Raw genomic sequence first — 17478 nt, forward strand, 5'->3', positions numbered from 1 at the left:
GGTTTAGTTGTCCTTTGGGGATTGTGGAAGTCGGGACACAAATTTCTCGCGGTTTACTACGCCACGCTGGTGTGTTCCGGTGCTGATGGTGGCAAACTCGTCAGCTGCAGTGATGTTGAAAGTAACGGCACGACGGTTGATTTCAGCGACCTCAACATCGATGGTGACTGTGGATCCTGGCACGGTTGGTGAGGCGTGGGAGAAGTTCACATGGGTGCCCAGTGAGATTTCGTCGTCGTCTAAATGTGGGCGCAGAAGTTCCATGCATGCCCACTCAATGATGCCGACCATGTATCCAGTCGCCAATACATCTGGCATCGATTCAAAGTCAGATGCCTCTGGTAGGAGATTGGGAACCGTACGGTTTGCAGGCACCGTGTAGGTCATCTGGTGGGTTAGACCGGTAGTTAGTGTGTCTTTCATGATTTGTCTCCTGGAGTAATTCGTCGAAGGTTAATTAGTTCGCTCGCAGCTTGTTTTGCATCCACAATTCCGGTGATCTCGCCGGTGGTGATAACTCGCACGTTCGCGCCGTCGATAAGCAATGAAAAGAAGGAGCCGCACTCTGTGGGGCTTTCCAGACCATCTTGAGCGGCAAGCTCGATGAGCTTTTGGCGAATCCATGTTTTGTAGTCTGCGATAACCACGCGGGCGGGATGCTCAGGGTCGGGGAGTTCTGCTGCAGCGTTGGTGAACGGGCAACCGCGGAAACCTGGCTTTGCATGCCCGGCGATAAAACGATCAAACAGCGCGAGCACACGACTATCTGTATCGGCTGGCACGTTGTTGAGGTATTCCGTGATCTCCCGTTTTCTGGTGTCGCTGCGGCGTTGCAAAACTGCGGCGACCAGGCCAGCTTTAGTGCCGAACTGGGCGTACAGCGTCGGTTTTGACACTCCGGATTCTGCCACAACCCGGTCGACTCCGATCGCGCCGATTCCTTCTGAGTAAAACAATCGTGTGGCTACAGTGAGGAGTTTTTCTCCGCTTGTCGAGTACATGACGATCATATTAACTTACAGGTCTGTAAAGTATTGAGGATCTGGAAAAGAAATTTTGGAAACACCTCAGAAATGACAAAAGCCAGGCTTTCTTTGTGAAAACCTGGCTTTCATGAACCGTGCTGAACGTTAATTACCCTTCAGTGCCGAAAATATCTAGGCCGGCATACTGGTAAATGGTGCCCTTGGTGATCCAGAGGATACCGGCAACAATGGCAATCACAATGACGGCGAAGCAAATGGTGGAAGCGAATTTTCCAAAGACATTAGTGCCCTCAGATGAGGTGCCGTGGGCAAAACGAATCCCTAGCGCGAACAATGCTGGAAGACCCGCTCCAAGCAAAATGCCGACGAGGGTGACATCAACAAGGCTTCCGAAAAGCGTAGCGAAGTTCATTATTTGGTTACCTCATTCTCATTGCTTTGAAGATCAGTTTTTGGGGCGGCAGCAGGCTCCACACCATTTGTTTCATCATCCCAATCAGCATTCACATTGCTTGGATCTACAGGAGCCCTGCGGGAACGAGCGAAAATGTAGCCAGATAGGGAAAGAAGAATTGCGAAAGCAACAAGCACACCGAGAAGATCAGAGCTGATAAGACCAATGCCGTGTGCTACCCACCAGCAGAAAATGCCCACAATTGCTGAAGCTGGAAGGGTGATTAACCAAGCCATCGCCATGCGGCCAGCTACCGACCAGCGCACAGATGCGCCCTTACGGCCAATTCCGGTTCCCATGATGGAACCAGTAGCAACGTGTGTAGTGGACAGTGCCATACCAAAGTGGGATGAGGTCAAGATGATAGCTGCAGAAGACGTCTCAGCTGCCATGCCCTGAGGGGAATCAATTTCCACCAAACCTTTTCCAAGGGTACGGATAACGCGCCATCCACCCATGTAAGTACCAATGGCAATTGCTAAAGCACAGGTGGCTTTAACCCAGAACGGGATATCTGCTGCCGCGCCGAGGTGACCAGTAGCAACCAAAGAAAGGAAGATGACACCCATAGTTTTTTGAGCATCGTTGGTTCCGTGAGCTAGCGAAACCAAAGAGGCGGAACCGATCTGGCCCCAACGGAAATACCGGTTCTTTTCCTCATCCGCCACGGCTTTAGTGATGCCGTACACCGCGAAAGTACCGATTGCTGCAACGAGACCTGCGACAACTGGAGCGGCTAGTGCTGGCAGGATCATCTTGGACAACACGCCTTCCCAGACAACGCCACCGAAACCGAGTGAGGCGATTGCCGCGCCGATGAGGCCGCCGAACAGTGCGTGGGAAGAACTAGAAGGAATACCAAGAAGCCAGGTGAGAAGGTTCCAAACGATGGCACCGATAAGACCGGCAAAGACAACGAGCAGAAGTTGGTGGGAATCCCATGCGTTGCTCAAATCGAACTGGTCAAGATCCACAATGCCCTTGGCCACGGTACTTGCAACCTCAACAGAAAGGAAAGCACCCACAAGGTTGAGTAAGGCAGAAAGCGCCACCGCAATCTTTGGTTTTAGTGCGCCAGTGGCAATTGATGTTGCCATTGCGTTGCCGGTGTCATGGAATCCGTTTGTGAAATCGAAGGCCAAGGCCGTCACGATAACAATCAATAAAATAATCAGCTCGGTCACGACTTGGAAGTATGCCCTATAACGTGGCTAAACCAAACGCCGATTTTGTTTTTCGGTAGCGCTAATTGTCGGGTTTTGGTTTTCTGCCCCCGAAATTGGGGGGAGTTGCTGTACTGGGTCTAATTCGATCGTTGGTTTCGACCAACAAGCAACGTGCGGTTTTATAGCGATTGGCCGGTTGAAATGACAAAACTTATCTGGAAAGTAAAAACCTTAAATAAAGGAACCAACAAGATGAACTCTTGGTGAATTCTTTTTATCGTAGGTCACAATGGTCCAAAATCGGCTGATTTTCTAGTGCGCCCAGCATGCGTAAAGTCCTAAAGTTGTCCAGCCTTATTGGATACGGTTTTATCTGCGTGAATGGGTGATTGCATTGCCTGTAAGTCCGCTTTACCCTCGGGTCACGTGGCTGAACTGCTTTATCGAAAGAATATGCGAAAATTTGTCCCGGAATGCAGGCAAAACAGCATTCCGGAACGAATTTTTGCACGAAGCGTGCTAATTGATGCAAAAATTCGTTCGATTCTAATGGGGCGCCTGCCGGTGGTGACGAAAATTTGATCAGTAAACTTGCAGCTTTCACAACTGTCACATTCGTCCCATTGGTTCCCAAAGTGGGCACTCCCTAGAACTGCCCCTAAGCGCCCAAATGAGCTCAATCCATACAAACACTCATTTGCAAGACTCTGGCCCCTTAAATCGCCTGCTATTGCGAAAATTCCAGGCCCACTCTAACCCCCAGTAGCAAGGGGGGTTAGCAAAAGCCCTTAGTAGTAGTAAGGGAATTCATTCCAGTTGGGTTCACGCTTTTCTAGGAAAGAGTCGCGACCTTCCACAGCCTCATCTGTCATATAAGCCAGGCGGGTGGCTTCACCGGCAAAGACTTGTTGCCCCATCAGGCCGTCGTCGGTGAGGTTGAATGCGAATTTCAGCATGCGTTGTGCGGTGGGGGATTTGGTGTTGATTTCGCGTGCTGCTTGGATGGCTTCTTTTTCCAGATCGGCGTGATCGGCAACGATGTTGACGGCACCCATTTCCTGCATGCGCTTCGCATCGTAGGTGCGTCCTAAGAAGAAGATTTCGCGGGCGTTTTTCTGTCCGACCATTTTGGCAAGGTAGGCGGAGCCGTAGCCAGCGTCGAAGGAGCCGACATCAGCGTCAGTTTGTTTGAAGCGTGCTTCTTGGCGGGATGCGATGGTGAGGTCGCACACCACGTGCAGGGAGTGTCCACCGCCGGCAGCCCAGCCGTTGACAACTGCGATGACAACTTTGGGCATGGTGCGGATTAGTCGCTGGACTTCCAGGATGTGGAGGCGGCCGCCTTCGACTTTGGTGCGTGCGGTATCCACGGTGGATACATCGGCGGTGGCGTCGTCGTGTGCGTGCTCGGTGGCGTATTGGTAACCGGAACGGCCGCGGATGCGTTGGTCGCCACCCGAGCAAAATGCCCAGCCACCATCTTTTTTGCTGGGGCCGTTGCCGGTGAGCAGGATGGTTCCCACGTCTGGGGTGCGTCGAGCATGATCGAGTGCTTGGTAGAGCTCGTCGACGGTGTGTGGTCTAAAGGCGTTGCGTACTTCTGGGCGGTCGAAGGCGATGCGTACGATGCCGTCAGCGCGGGTGGTGCCCACGTGGCGGTGGTAGGTGATGTCGGTGAATTCTTCAAAACCAGGGACGATGGCCCATTGGGTGGGGTCAAAGGGGTTGTCGGTGCTGTAGTTGCTCATAGTGTTCAACCTTAAGCCTTGGCTGAAATCTCTAAAGCTTTAGCGTGGGCGTCAATGATGTTGGCAAGTGAAACATCACGGTCGGTTATTTCACCAACGTCGTGGCTGGTGAGGGTGATTTCTACGAAACCATAGGTGAGGAGGATATCGGGGTGGTGGTTGGCTTCTTCAGCAGAGGCGCCGATGAGGTTGACAAATTTTAAGCCGGTGGCGAAGTTTTCGGTGTTGAAATGCGCAGTGAGCTTTGCGTTTTCAGAGGACCAGTGTGGGGAGACGTCGAAAAGCGAATTCATGGCCCCATCTTGCCTTAAACTTGGCAAGCATGCGCTTGCTACTGACTTCGTTTGGCCATGATCATGTGCGGGATTTCGTGCAGGGCACGGTTGCGTATATTCCTGATGCGACCAGGCTTTTTGCCGATAGCCCCGAGTTTGCTCCCTTCGTGGAAACGGAGCGAAATATGTTGCGCGAATATGGCTTAAATATTCGTGAGCTGTCGATCGCGACGTCAACTCCGGAGGAAGTCGACCGCGTGCTCAGCGCGGTTGATGGGGTTTATGTGGCTGGTGGGGAAACTTTTGATCTGCTGTGGCTGCTGCGTTCCACGGGCAATGATGAGGTGCTGATTAAGCATGTTCGTGCTGGTCTGCCGTATATCGGTACCAGTGCAGGCACAGTGATTGCAGGGCCATCCATTGAGCCAGTCAGTCTTTTGGATAGCCCCGATGTCGCGCCTGAATTAAGCGATTTCTCAGGCTTAGCCCTCTGCGACCACGTCGTCATCCCCCACGCCGGTGGCACGATCCCACAGTTTCCCATCGATGTGTTCGCCGAAACCGTGCGCACCTACGGCGCTGACTTCCCGCTCGTGCTGCTTAAAGACGGACAAGCGCTGCTTATCGACGACCACGGCACACACCTTATTTAAGGAACTATTTAAGATTAGATTCCATGATCACCCCAACTGTTGATGAGATTCTTGACCGCGCGCACGTGGTGTCGCTGCCGATGCGTGTGAAATTTCGTGGGGTAACCACGAGGGAAGCACTGTTGATTCAAGGTCCACAAGGGTGGGGTGAATTTGCGCCTTTTTTAGAATATGGCCCCCAGGAATCAGCTAGTTGGTTGAAATCAGGCATTGAAGCAGCGTGGGAAGGTTTTCCTGCGCCGTTGCGTGATCGCGTGGAAGTCAATGCCACCATTCCGGCAGTGCCAGCAAACCAGGTCGCCGAGGTGCTTGAGCGTTTCCCGGGCTGTCGCACCATCAAAGTAAAAGTTGCAGAACCAGGCCAAAACTTGGCTGATGATATCGCGCGTGTCAATGCAGTTCGTGAAGCACGACCCGGCGCGATCATTCGTGTTGATGCTAATTGTGGGTGGAGTGTTGAGCAGGCTGTGGAGGCAGCGCAAGCGTTGGCTCCGTTGGATTATGTAGAGCAGCCGTGTAAAACGGTGGAGGAATTGGCGCAGGTGCGCATGACGTTGCAGCGGCGCGGACTTTTTGTGCGCGTCGCAGCTGATGAGTCGATCAGGAAATCTGATGATCCTTATCGGGTTGCCAAGTTGCGTGCGGCTGATGTTGCTGTGGTGAAGGTGGCTCCTTTGGGTGGGGTGAAAAGGGTGCTTGAGGTGGCTGCGCATTTGCGGGCGCGCACCATGGATATCACCGTAGCAAGTGCGTTGGACACGGTTGTGGGGATGAATGCTGGGTTAGCCGCGGTAGCTGCATTGCCCAAGCTTGATGATGATGACTTGATTGATGTACCACCTGCAGCGGCAGGGCTTGCTACTTCGCAGTTGTTTGTTGAGGATGTGGCGACCCCGCATGCAATTGTTGATGGGTTTATGGAAACTCGCGTGATTGACCCAGAAATTGATCGCCTGGAAACTCTTGCTGCCAGCGCAGATAGGCGTGATTGGTGGTTTAAGCGTGTGCGTGAATCGTATGGTTACTTAGGAACAATCTAGACTATTGGGCATGTCCAGCACGCCAGCTCAAGATCTTGCCCGCGCCGTCCTCAATTCGCTTGCACCGCACGTTACTGATGTGGTGTTATGCCCAGGTTCAAGAAACTCACCGTTGTCGCTTGAGGTGCTGGCGCGTAGGGACATACGCGTCCATGTGCGTATCGACGAGCGCAGCGCCTCATTTTTGGCGTTGTCTCTAGCGCGTGCTCAGGCTCGCCCGGTGGCGGTGGTGATGACGTCTGGCACAGCGGTTGCTAATTGTCTTCCTGCTGTTGAAGAAGCAGCTCATGCGCATATCCCGCTGATTGTGTTATCGGCAGATCGACCAGCTCATTTGGTGGGAACGGGTGCGAGCCAAACGATCACGCAGGATGGCATCTTTGGCGGAAATGCTCCAACCGTTAGTGTCTCTGAACTTGAACACGTATCGCTTATTGAGCACGAGTTGGGTGAGGGGGCTTCTCAGCGACCTCGTCATTTCAACATTGCGCTCGATGTTCCTCTCGTGTCAGCGGAATTACCTGAAATTCACGGCGATAGCTTAGGCGCAAAGTGGACCCACCGCTGGATTAATCACGGTGAAGTAGAAGTAGACCTGGGTGAAAACACGCTCGTTATCGCCGGTGATGAGGCCTGGGAGGTAGAGGGCTTAGAAGATGTTCCCACCATTGCTGAGCCTACGGCACCAAAACCGTACAACCCGGTGCACCCGCTAGCTGCTGAGATCTTGTTGAAGGAACAGGTTTCCGCAGAAGGTTACGTGGTTAATACTCGTCCAGATCATGTCATTGTGGTGGGGCATCCAACCTTGCACCGTGGTGTGATCAAGTTGCTGAGCGATCCAGGAATTAAGTTGACTGTGCTGTCTCGCACGTCAACCATCACTGATCCTGCACGCCATGCCACCGCCGTGGGAAGTTCGGTAAAAGTAAGCGGCACCCAAGATAAACAGTGGCTAAAAATTTGTTCTGCTGCATCAGAATTGGCTGCAGAAGGTGTCCGTGATGTGCTGGAGCAAGAAGAATTCGGCTTTACTGGCCTGCATGTTGCTGCTGCCGTGGCAGATACCTTAGGCACAGGGGACACACTGTTTGCTGCCGCATCCAACCCAATCCGAGATTTATCATTTGTCGGTATGCCTTTTGATGGCGTTGATACTTTCTCCCCACGAGGAACCGCAGGTATTGACGGCTCAGTATCCCAAGCCATCGGCACCGCCCTTGCGGTGCAATCACGCCACCCTGATGAAATCCGCGCACCGCGCACCGTAGCACTGCTGGGCGATCTCGCCTTCCTTCACGATGTCGGTGGTCTCCTCATCGGCCCTGATGAACCCCGGCCAGAAAACCTCACCATCGTGGTCTCCAACGACAATGGTGGCGGCATCTTTGAGCTGCTGGAAACCGGCGCAGAAGGACTTCGAACCAACTTCGAACGCGCTTTTGGCACCCCACATGATGCGTCCATCGGTGATCTGTGTGCAGGCTACGGAGTAGCGCACCGCGAAGTAGATAACCTTCAAGACCTCATCCTGGCACTCGTAGACACCACCGAGGTATCCGGTTTTTATGTCATCGAAGCAACCACCAGGCGTGATACCCGCCGCGCACAACAACAAGCATTAAATGCAAAGGTGCGCTAAATGGAGCTATTCCAAGTCAGACGCCGCTTGCAACAGCTGCTGATTGTTCTCTATGTAGCTTCCATGCTGGGTGCCTGCTCCATGGTCATTGGGCCTTTTCTTAACGATCGCACCATTGAAAGCAACTCCGGTCGGGCTCTTGCCCAGGTCACTAACGTGGGCAGTTTCCGCACCACGGTCGATTTCCAGGATGAAAACGGCATTTACCACTCCCCAGCAACTGGTTTGCTGTATCCCACCGGTCTTGGACAAGGCCAGCGTGTGTGGGTTAATTACGCCAAATCAGACCCAGATTTGGTGAAGGTAGAAGGCCGTGAATGGACACTATCTATAATCCCGGCATTAAGTGTTGGAGCTGTCGCAACTGGAGTATGGGCAGTATTATGGCTGGGAGTTGGGAGAATCGGAAGACGGTCTGAAAACTCCCAATAGTAAAGATCGCCCCGGGAGGCATTCACCTGGATGTAACCGGAAAGATCTCAATACTTCAATAAAGTTCTCAATAAAGCCATGTTCGGTTAACTGCGATGTAGGCATGATGTGGAGATAATTAAGCCCATGCGGGTAGCAATTGTTGCAGAGTCGTTCCTTCCAAACGTCAACGGAGTCACCAACTCGGTGCTCCGTGTTTTAGAGCATTTGAAAGCCAATGGCCATGAAGCGCTTGTTATCGCGCCGGGTGCCCGAGATTTTGAAGAAGAAATCGGTCACTACTTGGGCTTTGAAATCGTGCGTGTGCCCACTGTCAGGGTGCCGTTGATTGATTCTTTGCCCATCGGCGTGCCATTACCGTCAGTCACCACAGTGTTACGGGACTACAACCCAGATATCATCCACCTGGCTTCACCCTTTGTGCTTGGTGGGGCAGCAGCATTTGCGGCACGGCAACTGCGGATCCCAGCGATTGCTATTTACCAAACAGATGTTGCCGGGTTCTCTCAGCGCTACCATTTAGCACCGCTAGCTACCGCTAGTTGGGAGTGGATCAAAACGATTCACAACATGTGCCAACGTACCCTTGCCCCATCATCAATGAGCATTGATGAACTCCGGGACCACGGCATTAATGATATTTTCCACTGGGCCAGGGGAGTGGACTCTGCACGTTTTCACCCTTCCAAGCGTTCTGCAGCTCTTCGCCGTTCCTGGGACCCCACAGGTAAAAAGAAAGTTGTGGGTTTTGTCGGGCGACTTGCCTCCGAAAAGGGCGTGGAACGTCTAGCTGGGTTATCTGGACGTAAAGATATTCAGCTGGTTATCGTCGGCGATGGCCCAGAAGCCAAGTACCTACAGCACATGATGCCGGACGCAATCTTCACTGGAGCACTCGGCGGGGAAGAACTAGCACGCACCTATGCATCACTTGATCTTTTCGTGCACCCAGGTGAGTTTGAAACGTTCTGCCAAGCCATCCAAGAAGCCCAAGCATCCGGTGTGCCAACAATTGGTCCGCGCGCTGGTGGCCCCATTGATTTGATCAATGAGGGCGTTAACGGCCTACTGTTGGATGTTGTTGATTTCAAAGAAACCCTTCCAGCTGCTGCGGAATGGATCTTGGATGAATCCCGCCACGCCAGCATGTGTGCCGCTGCGTGGGAAGGCGTGAAAGATAAAACATGGGAAGCCCTATGTGAGCAGCTTTTGCAGCACTATGCCGATGTTATTTCTTTGTCTAAGCGCATCCCATTGACCTTTTTTGGCCCAAGTGCAGAAGTAGCAAAACTTCCACTGTGGATGGCACGTGCTTTAGGAGTACGCACCGGATCCAGCACCGGATCCAGCACCAGCGCTGGCATCAAGGCTTAACTTCAACATCGTCTTGCCAGGGGAGTAGGATTAGCGCCCATTAACGCTACATGTCCTTACAATCCCTAAGGAGCAAGACCATTTCTGATTCAACAGTGCAGGAGCATGACGAGCCACACTTAAAACGTGGCTTGAGCAACCGCCACCTTCAACTCATCGCCATCGGCGGAGCTATCGGAACGGGTCTGTTCATGGGATCCGGCAAAACCATCTCCGTGGCAGGACCATCCGTGGTGTTGGTCTACGCGATTATTGGTTTTATGCTCTTTTTTTGTCATGCGCGCCATGGGGGAGCTGCTGCTGGCCAATCTAAATTACAAATCTTTGCGCGATGCTGTCTCAGATATTTTGGGTCCTGGTGCAGGTTTTGTCACCGGCTGGACATATTGGTTTTGCTGGATTGCCACAGGCATGGCAGATATCGTTGCGATCACCGGATACACCCAATATTGGTGGCCTGAAATCCCATTGTGGCTTCCCGGAGTGCTCACCATTGCGTTGCTCTTTGCTCTGAATTTAGCTGCGGTGCGACTTTTTGGTGAGATGGAGTTTTGGTTTGCCATCATCAAGATTGTGGCTATCGTGGCCTTGATTGCCGTGGGCTTGTTTATGGTGATCACAGCTTTTGAATCACCATCGGGCAGTACTGCGCAGTTTAGTAATCTGATTGAACATGGTGGATTCTTCCCCAACGGCATTACTGGATTTTTAGCTGGTTTTCAGATCGCTATCTTTGCTTTCGTTGGTGTGGAATTAGCAGGCACGGCTGCTGCGGAAACTGAAAACCCAACGAAAACTTTGCCTAGAGCTATTAACTCAATTCCAATCCGCATCGTGGTGTTTTATGTTTTGGCGTTGGCTGTGATCATGATGGTTACACCGTGGAACCAGGTCAGTGCTGACAACAGTCCCTTTGTGCAGATGTTCGCTTTGGCGGGTATTCCGGCTGCGGCGGGAATCATTAACTTTGTGGTGATCACTTCAGCGGCATCATCTGCCAATAGTGGTATTTTCTCCACCTCACGCATGCTGTATGGCTTGTCTTTGGAAGGTGCTGCCCCAAAGCGGTGGAGCAAGCTATCGAAGAGTTTGGTTCCCGCTCGCGGTTTAACATTTTCTGTAATTTGTTTGATTCCGGCAGTTGGTTTGTTGTACGCAGGCGGCACAGTCATTGAGGCATTTACGCTGATCACCACCGTATCGTCAGTGTTGTTTATGGTGGTGTGGTCCTATATTTTGGTCGCCTACATCGTCTACCGACGCACCCAACCTGAACTTCATGAACAATCAGTGTTTAAAATGCCCGGCGGTGTGGTCATGGCTGTTGTGGTCCTGGTCTTTTTCGCAGCCATGTTGGTGGTGCTGTCTCTGGAAGCAGACACACGCGCAGCGTTGATTGCAACGCCTGTGTGGTTTGTGATTTTAGGTATTGGTTGGTTTGCCATTGGTGGCGCCAAGGGTGCACAGCGCCGCAGCCAAATAACATCCCGCTAGCTGGCTTAGCCACGTACCTGAGTTAGACTCGGTGGCGTGGCTAAGGCAGATTTAGACAAGGACCCCTTCGATGTGGCATCAATGTTTGATGCCGTCGGAAAAAATTATGATCTCACCAACACGGTGCTTTCCTTTGGTCAGGATCGGGTGTGGCGCAAACGTACCCGCCAGCGCCTGGATTTAAAACCCGGGGAGAAGGTACTTGATCTTGCTGCAGGAACAGCTGTTTCCACAGTTGAGCTAGCTAAGTCCGGCGCATTTTGTGTGGCGTGTGATTTCTCCCAGGGCATGCTTGCAGCTGGTAAAGACAGAGACGTGTCCAAAGTTGTTGGCGATGGCATGCGGTTGCCGTTTGCTGATAACAGCTTCGATGCCGTGACCATCTCTTATGGGTTGCGCAATATCCATGATTTCCGCGCCGGGCTACGGGAAATGGCACGTGTGACCAAACCAGGTGGGCGTCTAACAGTCGCGGAGTTTTCTACCCCGGTGATCCCGGTGTTCGGCACCGTGTACAAGGAATACTTGATGCGTTTGCTACCGCAGGTAGCCCGCGCAGTGTCTTCAAATCCGGAGGCGTATATCTACCTAGCGGATTCTATTCGCGCATGGCCTAGCCAGGCTGAACTTGCCCGCGAAATCAACCAAAACGGTTGGCAGGATTGCGGATGGCAAAACCTTACCTTCGGCATTGTGGCTTTGCACTCCGCGATTAAACCCTAAAGGGTGGAATCCCACAGCGGGGAGCCTTTGCGCGCCCAACTGACTAAGGATCCAGACGCCTGCCAACCCCGGGCAAGTAAGTCTTTGTCCTCCTCTGTAATCAGGTTTCCCATCAACCGTGCTGCCGCCGGCATGATTGCTTTTTGCAACGGACCCCGAAAAGCCAACGGGCCTGCAAATGGCAAAAATTGCGGGTAGGTCAGCAGCCGGGCAGCGGTACGCGCCAGCATAAACGTCTCACCATAAGCCTGCCGCAGCAGATCCGGCCACAGCAGCGTCAGATCGCGCTTGGGGGTAGCAACAAGCGTTTCGACGGCCATCGCCGCCGTTTCCAGGCCATAGTCAATGCCTTCACCGTTCAGCGGATTCACGCATGCAGCGGAATCACCAATCAGCATCCAGTTCGCGCCTGCCACATTCGACACCGCGCCACCCATAGGCAGCAGGGCAGAGGCAACGTCGAGCTCTGGCCCTAGTTGCCATGCTTTACGACGCTGACCCGCATAGAAACTCAACAATTTCTTTGTATTAATCTTCGCTGGTCGAGCATCTGTGGATAACGCACCACACCCGAGATTCACCTTGCCGTTGCCAAGCGGGAAAATCCAGCCATATCCCGGTTGGACCACACCATCTTCATCACGAAGTTCCAGATGGGAATGGATCCACGGTTCATCAGATAGGGGAGTCTCACAATAAGCACGGGCAGCGATGCCATACACCTCATCCCGGTGCCACTGCCTGCCCAGCTTTTTACCGAAAGGTGAGCGCACACCATCGGCAATAATCACATGCTTGGCTTTCACGGTTTTTTCTTCACCTGCGTGATTAATCACCACGCCTTCCAAGAAATTCCCCCTCAAAATGGGGTCTTCGGCAGTAGCATTTTCCCACGTGGTTACTTCCCGCTGCGACTTAGCCAACTGGAACAGCAAATTATCAAACTCCATCCGCGACATCGCGGAGCCCTTATTAGTGAAATAAGTCTCCGGCCACGGTGCTTCCACCGAGCCGCCAAAACCATGAAGTTTTAGGCCTTTGTTGAAGTAATCGCCGGTGACTTGATCTGCAACACCTAAGAGTTCTAGCTGGTGAATGGCACGAGGGGTTAGACCATCGCCGCAAGTTTTATCGCGCGGGAAGGAGGAGGCGTCGATAAGCAATGTTTGAAGCCCAGCCCTGGCCGCATGGACGGCGGCACTGGCGCCTGATGGGCCTGCCCCGATAATCAACACATCAAAAGTTGTAGACACGCACTCCATTGTTTCAGGCGTAAGAGCCAGAAGACTAACCCAAGGTGCTTCAAAGGCCTTCCGTCGACTACGGTTAAACGAAAAGCTTTTTGTCCATTTCACTGGATTCATCGAAATTGAATCCACAGTCGATCACCAAAGGTAGCGATGAATGAGTAGCGGCCGAACCGTTCCAACCCGTTCCCACGGGCTCGGAAAAGAAGGTGTATCCACCAAAGGAGCATCTCAGGTCGAGTTTGGTGATCCCGAGCTAACGGCCAGGATCAACGACGCAATGGTGCAGGTGGAAAACCTTCTGCACAAAGAACTATCCTCCGGGGAAGACTTCCTGGTGGACAAAGTCATGCACCTCACACGAGCTGGTGGCAAACGATTCCGCCCGATGTTTGCACTATTAGCCTCCGAATTCGGCGACAAACCGCTTAGTGAAAACGTCATCAAAGCAGCCGTCGTCGTTGAGATCACCCACCTGGCCACCCTCTACCACGACGATGTCATGGATGAAGCCACCATGCGCCGAGGCGTCCCAAGCGCCAACGCACGATGGGACAACTCGGTTGCGATCCTTGCCGGTGACATCCTGCTTGCCCATGCATCCCGCATCATGAGCCAACTCGGCACCGAAACTGTTGCGCACTTCGCCGAAACCTTCGGAGAGCTCGTCACCGGACAAATGCGCGAAACCGTAGGTCCCCGAGACACCGATCCAATTGAGCACTACAACAACGTCATCCGTGAAAAAACCGGCGTGCTCATTGCTTCTGCAGGATTCCTTGGCTCCATGCATGCCGACGCAAAACCTGAATACGTCGATGCTCTAAAAAACTTCGGTGCTGCCATCGGCATGATCTTTCAAATCGTCGACGACATCATCGACATCTTCTCCGAAACCCACGAATCCGGAAAAACACCCGGCACCGACCTTCGAGAAGGCGTATTCACCCTCCCAGTGCTCTACGCACTGCGCGAAGACACCCCCGTTGGCTCCGAGCTTAGAGACATACTCACCGGCCCCATCGACGACGACGCAACCGTCGAACACGTCCTAGAACTGCTCTCCCAATCCACAGGACGCCAATCAGCCCTCAACGAGGTCTACCGCTACATGGACATCGCCAACGCGGAACTAGACCGCCTCCCCGACAGCACCGTCAAAGAGGCTCTTCGCGAACTTGCAACATTCACCGTCAAACGCGTCGGATAGCGTTGAGTTTTGCCCGTTAACCTGCCGATTTGCATTCAAGGTGGGGTCTCATAGTAAAGTATGAGGCGCACCAAATGAGGTGCCCGCCAGATTGCCCGAGCGGCCAATGGGAGCGGACTGTAAATCCGTCGGCTTGCGCCTACGTAGGTTCGAATCCTACATCTGGCACAAACACCCGCTGTACTTTCTTCAAGAAAGTGCAGCGGGTTTTTGCATGCGCAGGTTCGTGGGGGATTCTCGGGGTCGGAGTCTTAAGTTCGATTTCACGGTTTCGATTTCTCATTTTCAATTCCTTGAGGCGATATCAGGTGGTGGTTGCGACACCCTCTTCCTAAAGGAGTGTCCACCAATGACCAGCAGAGAACAACCCACAACCCAGGAGGCGGTCCGCCGAGTAGCCGACGGGCAGCGAGTAAAAGACGTAGCAGTAGATCTTGGGATCCACCCATCCACGATCTACCTAGCGCTCAAGCGCCACGGCCTGCCCGTGGACAAGACCGCACCCCACCGCGTCCTGAACCCACAAACCAATCGGCACATCCCGAAAAACACCGAACACCCCACAACCACAGAAGCAGTCGCGAGGGTCAAACGCGGTGAACGAGTCAAAAACGTAGCGAAAGAACTAGGAATCCACCCATCCACGATCTACCTAGCGCTTAAGCGCCACAACCTACCGGTCGGGAAAAACGCACCCCACCGCGTCCTGAACCCACAAACCAATCGGCATATCCCTAACACCACGGAACGCCCTGCCACGACAGAAGCCGTTACTCGGGTCAACCGTGGTGAACGAGTGGTTGCTGTGGCCAAGGAACTTGGGCTTCACCCGTCAACGATCTACACCGCGATCAAACGCCGCAAAGAAGTAACCGATACCCCCACACCACCGGGTAAGAAAGGAGAAGGTAATCACAGATGCAGCGACACACCCGCACCTACCACCACGACAACGCAATCACGGTGTACAACGACAGAAGTGCCTGATTCATCATGTTGTTCTAATGATTCTGTGTCGTCGCGTACTGCTGATCACGTTGTTGCTGATTTCAGTCTGGTTCCTGATACACGAGTAAAAACAGGCCGCGGGGTGCGATTAAGCAGTACCGATCGGCTGGTGATCGCCCAAGGGATTAAAGAGGGGTTATCCACCCGGCAGATCGGGACAAAACTCGGCCGTCACCATAGTGTGATCGCACGAGAAATCAACCGTGGATCCACCACCTACCTAGATCCAGACACCCAAGAGATCAAGCAGTTGGTGTATAACCCACAAACCGCTCACTACCACGCCCAGCAACAAGCACGACGACCAAAGGAAAGGAAACTTGATCGCCCGGGCCGGTTACGGGATGTGGTGGTGGAGTATTTATTGCGATATTTTTCCCCGAAGCGTGTTGAACAACGCCTTCTTCTGGACTATCCCGATGATAAGAGCATGCATATTTCCCACGAGGCGATCTATCAAAGTTTGTATGTCCAAGGACGTGGTAGCTTGCGTGAGATCATTGAAGAAGAACTACGCCAACGCGGAATGAATACCAACAAGGTGTTAATCCGTGGTGGGAAAACCCGTCGACCCCGGTCCAAGATCGCTGGGTTACGCAATAGGCGTGGTTGGGTTGTCGGTGCAGAAATCACCACGCGCCCACCTGAGGCTGATGATCGTCGGGTTCCAGGGCATTGGGAAGGTGATTTAGTGATCGGTGCAGGGGGTCAATCAGCGTTGTTGACACTGGTGGAGCGATCAAGTCGGTTTACGTTGTTAAAGCATTTACCTGATGATCATGCCTCGTCCACGGTTGTTGGTGCATTACAGGAAATGATTGCGTCGATGCCGGGGAAGTTTTCCACGATTACTTGGGATCAGGGATCGGAAATGGCTAGTGCTCGTAAAGTTATTGATCCTGCAGAATGTGGGATTTATTTTTGTGATCCTCATTCACCGTGGCAGCGTCCGACCAATGAGAATACAAATGGTGAGATCCGGCGGAGGTTTTATCCAAAGGGCACTGATTTCCGTGAGGTAACCCCGGAGCATGTCGCGTGGGTTCAAGATGAATTAAACGACACACCGAGGTTGGTGTTAGGCGCGATGACGCCGTATGAGAAAATGAATGAAGTATTAACTGTCGCAACCACCCAATGACAGCGCCTGAGCTCAATTTCATAAATTCGATTTCCCTCGGTTTTGGGTGACTTTCCTAGCGGTCTCGAAGGTAAGAAATTGAGTACGAGATATTGAATGTGTGATCTCGAAGTTAAAGCAGCCAGGGTGTAGCTTCAGAGGGTCTACAGGGCGACTTCACGGTGACGACTTCACGCGCTCAACTTCTTATCGGACGACATCGCTACGAAATCGGCCCACCACCCAGCGAAGTCGCCCATAAGAACACGTTTTTTAGCACCACGTTTGCTGGGAACTAACCTCGGTGCGTATAAAGTGATTTGAAGTGTTCAAAACATGGCCTTTGACCTGTGATTTTGTGTTTTTAAAACTTCAGGCTAATCTACATAGGACTTCAGCGAAACACAGCTTGCTGTTTTTGAAGAAGCAGACGCCCCCTTAGCTCAGTCGGCAGAGCGTTTCCATGGTAAGGAAAAGGTCAACAGTTCGATTCTGTTAGGGGGCTCTTTTTGCATTTCTGGGTATTTTTTACAGCCGCTCTAAGATCAGGGTGTTGCCGGTGAAAAGCCGAAACCGGTACCAACATGCAAAACCTTCTAAGAAAACCTGTGGCTTCCTGCAGATTTGTGTTGCAGTATCAGTTCGGGTTAAAGTTCTTAAGGCTTCAACGGAGCGCAGCGGTAGTTTTCTACAGGTTGTGTTTCCTAAGAGGTTGACGCCCCCTTAGCTCAGTCGGCAGAGCGTTTCCATGGTAAGGAAAAGGTCAACAGTTCGATTCTGTTAGGGGGCTCTGTTGCTTTAATCTTGAAAGAGATGTTTAGCAATGTGGCGGTGTAGCTCAGTGGTAGAGCAAGCGACTCATAATCGCTGTGTCGCGAGTTCAATTCTCGCCATCGCTACCGCGGA

16 protein-coding genes, 4 tRNA genes and 1 pseudogene are annotated in these 17478 nt (G+C 52.6%); 14 read left to right on the forward strand and 7 right to left on the reverse strand.

The window, feature by feature from the left end:
* Positions 1–3: 3 nt before the first annotated feature.
* From N24_RS03085 to N24_RS03100, 4 genes are all read right to left on the reverse strand, one after another.
* Positions 4–423: a thioesterase family protein gene (locus tag N24_RS03085; RefSeq protein WP_096454242.1), complete on the reverse strand. Its 420-nt coding sequence runs from the start codon at positions 421–423 to the stop codon at positions 4–6.
* Entirely contained in the window at positions 420–1001 is a 582-nt protein-coding gene (locus tag N24_RS03090) for a TetR/AcrR family transcriptional regulator (RefSeq protein WP_096459653.1), read from the reverse strand. The genes N24_RS03085 and N24_RS03090 overlap by 4 nt, the downstream gene beginning before the upstream one ends.
* Positions 1002–1134: 133 nt before the next feature.
* Positions 1135–1398: a hypothetical protein gene (locus N24_RS03095; protein ID WP_096454244.1), complete on the reverse strand. Its 264-nt coding sequence runs from the start codon at positions 1396–1398 to the stop codon at positions 1135–1137.
* Positions 1398–2624, reverse strand: coding sequence for an inorganic phosphate transporter (locus N24_RS03100; protein WP_096454246.1), 1227 nt, complete (start codon positions 2622–2624; stop codon positions 1398–1400). The genes N24_RS03095 and N24_RS03100 overlap by 1 nt, the downstream gene beginning before the upstream one ends.
* A gap of 408 nt (positions 2625–3032) precedes the next feature.
* On the opposite strand from N24_RS03100, the gene N24_RS16195 reads away from it, so the two are divergent.
* Positions 3033–3188, forward strand: coding sequence for a hypothetical protein (locus N24_RS16195; RefSeq protein WP_157736389.1), 156 nt, complete (start codon positions 3033–3035; stop codon positions 3186–3188).
* A 206-nt stretch (positions 3189–3394) separates the two neighbouring features.
* On the opposite strand, the gene N24_RS03105 is transcribed toward N24_RS16195, so the two are convergent.
* Both N24_RS03105 and N24_RS03110 read right to left on the reverse strand, forming a co-directional pair.
* Positions 3395–4354: a 1,4-dihydroxy-2-naphthoyl-CoA synthase gene (locus N24_RS03105; protein ID WP_096454248.1), complete on the reverse strand. Its 960-nt coding sequence runs from the start codon at positions 4352–4354 to the stop codon at positions 3395–3397.
* 11 nt (positions 4355–4365) lie between these two features.
* On the reverse strand, positions 4366–4647 hold the full coding sequence (locus N24_RS03110; RefSeq protein WP_096454250.1) for a 4a-hydroxytetrahydrobiopterin dehydratase: 282 nt from the start codon (positions 4645–4647) through the stop codon (positions 4366–4368).
* Between the two features lie 29 nt (positions 4648–4676).
* On the opposite strand from N24_RS03110, the gene N24_RS03115 reads away from it, so the two are divergent.
* From N24_RS03115 to N24_RS03145, 7 genes and pseudogenes are all read left to right on the forward strand, one after another.
* On the forward strand, positions 4677–5282 hold the full coding sequence (locus N24_RS03115) for a peptidase E (RefSeq protein ID WP_096454252.1): 606 nt from the start codon (positions 4677–4679) through the stop codon (positions 5280–5282).
* A 23-nt stretch (positions 5283–5305) separates the two neighbouring features.
* Entirely contained in the window at positions 5306–6322 is a 1017-nt protein-coding gene (locus N24_RS03120) for an o-succinylbenzoate synthase (protein ID WP_096454254.1), read from the forward strand.
* Between the two features lie 10 nt (positions 6323–6332).
* Positions 6333–7964, forward strand: coding sequence for a 2-succinyl-5-enolpyruvyl-6-hydroxy-3-cyclohexene-1-carboxylic-acid synthase (menD, locus tag N24_RS03125; protein WP_096454256.1), 1632 nt, complete (start codon positions 6333–6335; stop codon positions 7962–7964).
* Positions 7965–8396, forward strand: a complete 432-nt coding sequence (locus N24_RS03130; RefSeq protein ID WP_096454258.1) for a DUF3592 domain-containing protein — start codon at positions 7965–7967, stop codon at positions 8394–8396.
* A gap of 126 nt (positions 8397–8522) precedes the next feature.
* The gene (locus tag N24_RS03135; RefSeq protein ID WP_096454260.1) at positions 8523–9770 is read left to right on the forward strand and encodes a glycosyltransferase family 4 protein; all 1248 of its coding nucleotides are present in this window, start codon (positions 8523–8525) and stop codon (positions 9768–9770) included.
* 191 nt (positions 9771–9961) lie between these two features.
* A pseudogene (locus N24_RS03140) lies at positions 9962–11264 on the forward strand (amino acid permease).
* 36 nt (positions 11265–11300) lie between these two features.
* The gene (locus tag N24_RS03145; protein ID WP_096454262.1) at positions 11301–11987 is read left to right on the forward strand and encodes a demethylmenaquinone methyltransferase; all 687 of its coding nucleotides are present in this window, start codon (positions 11301–11303) and stop codon (positions 11985–11987) included.
* On the opposite strand, the gene N24_RS03150 is transcribed toward N24_RS03145, so the two are convergent.
* Positions 11984–13249 carry a geranylgeranyl reductase family protein gene (locus tag N24_RS03150; protein WP_096454264.1) on the reverse strand — a complete coding sequence of 422 codons (1266 nt, stop codon included), beginning with the start codon at positions 13247–13249 and terminating at the stop codon, positions 11984–11986. The two genes, N24_RS03145 and N24_RS03150, sit on opposite strands and share 4 nt — an antisense overlap.
* A gap of 142 nt (positions 13250–13391) precedes the next feature.
* On the opposite strand from N24_RS03150, the gene N24_RS03155 reads away from it, so the two are divergent.
* The 6 genes from N24_RS03155 (at position 13392) to N24_RS03180 (ending at position 17471) form a co-directional block, all read left to right on the forward strand.
* Positions 13392–14444, forward strand: coding sequence for a polyprenyl synthetase family protein (locus N24_RS03155; RefSeq protein WP_096454266.1), 1053 nt, complete (start codon positions 13392–13394; stop codon positions 14442–14444).
* 85 nt (positions 14445–14529) lie between these two features.
* Positions 14530–14612: transfer RNA gene (locus N24_RS03160), tRNA-Tyr, on the forward strand.
* A 181-nt stretch (positions 14613–14793) separates the two neighbouring features.
* Positions 14794–16593 carry an IS30 family transposase gene (locus tag N24_RS03165; RefSeq protein ID WP_157736390.1) on the forward strand — a complete coding sequence of 600 codons (1800 nt, stop codon included), beginning with the start codon at positions 14794–14796 and terminating at the stop codon, positions 16591–16593.
* Positions 16594–17004: 411 nt separating this feature from the next.
* Positions 17005–17077, forward strand: a tRNA-Thr gene (locus tag N24_RS03170).
* A gap of 212 nt (positions 17078–17289) precedes the next feature.
* A tRNA-Thr gene (locus N24_RS03175) sits at positions 17290–17362 on the forward strand.
* Between the two features lie 37 nt (positions 17363–17399).
* Positions 17400–17471 (forward strand) — tRNA-Met (locus tag N24_RS03180).
* The last annotated feature ends 7 nt before the right edge of the window (positions 17472–17478 follow it).

It is taken from the genome of Corynebacterium suranareeae (genome assembly GCF_002355155.1).
Taxonomy (GTDB): Bacteria; Actinomycetota; Actinomycetes; order Mycobacteriales; family Mycobacteriaceae; genus Corynebacterium; species Corynebacterium suranareeae.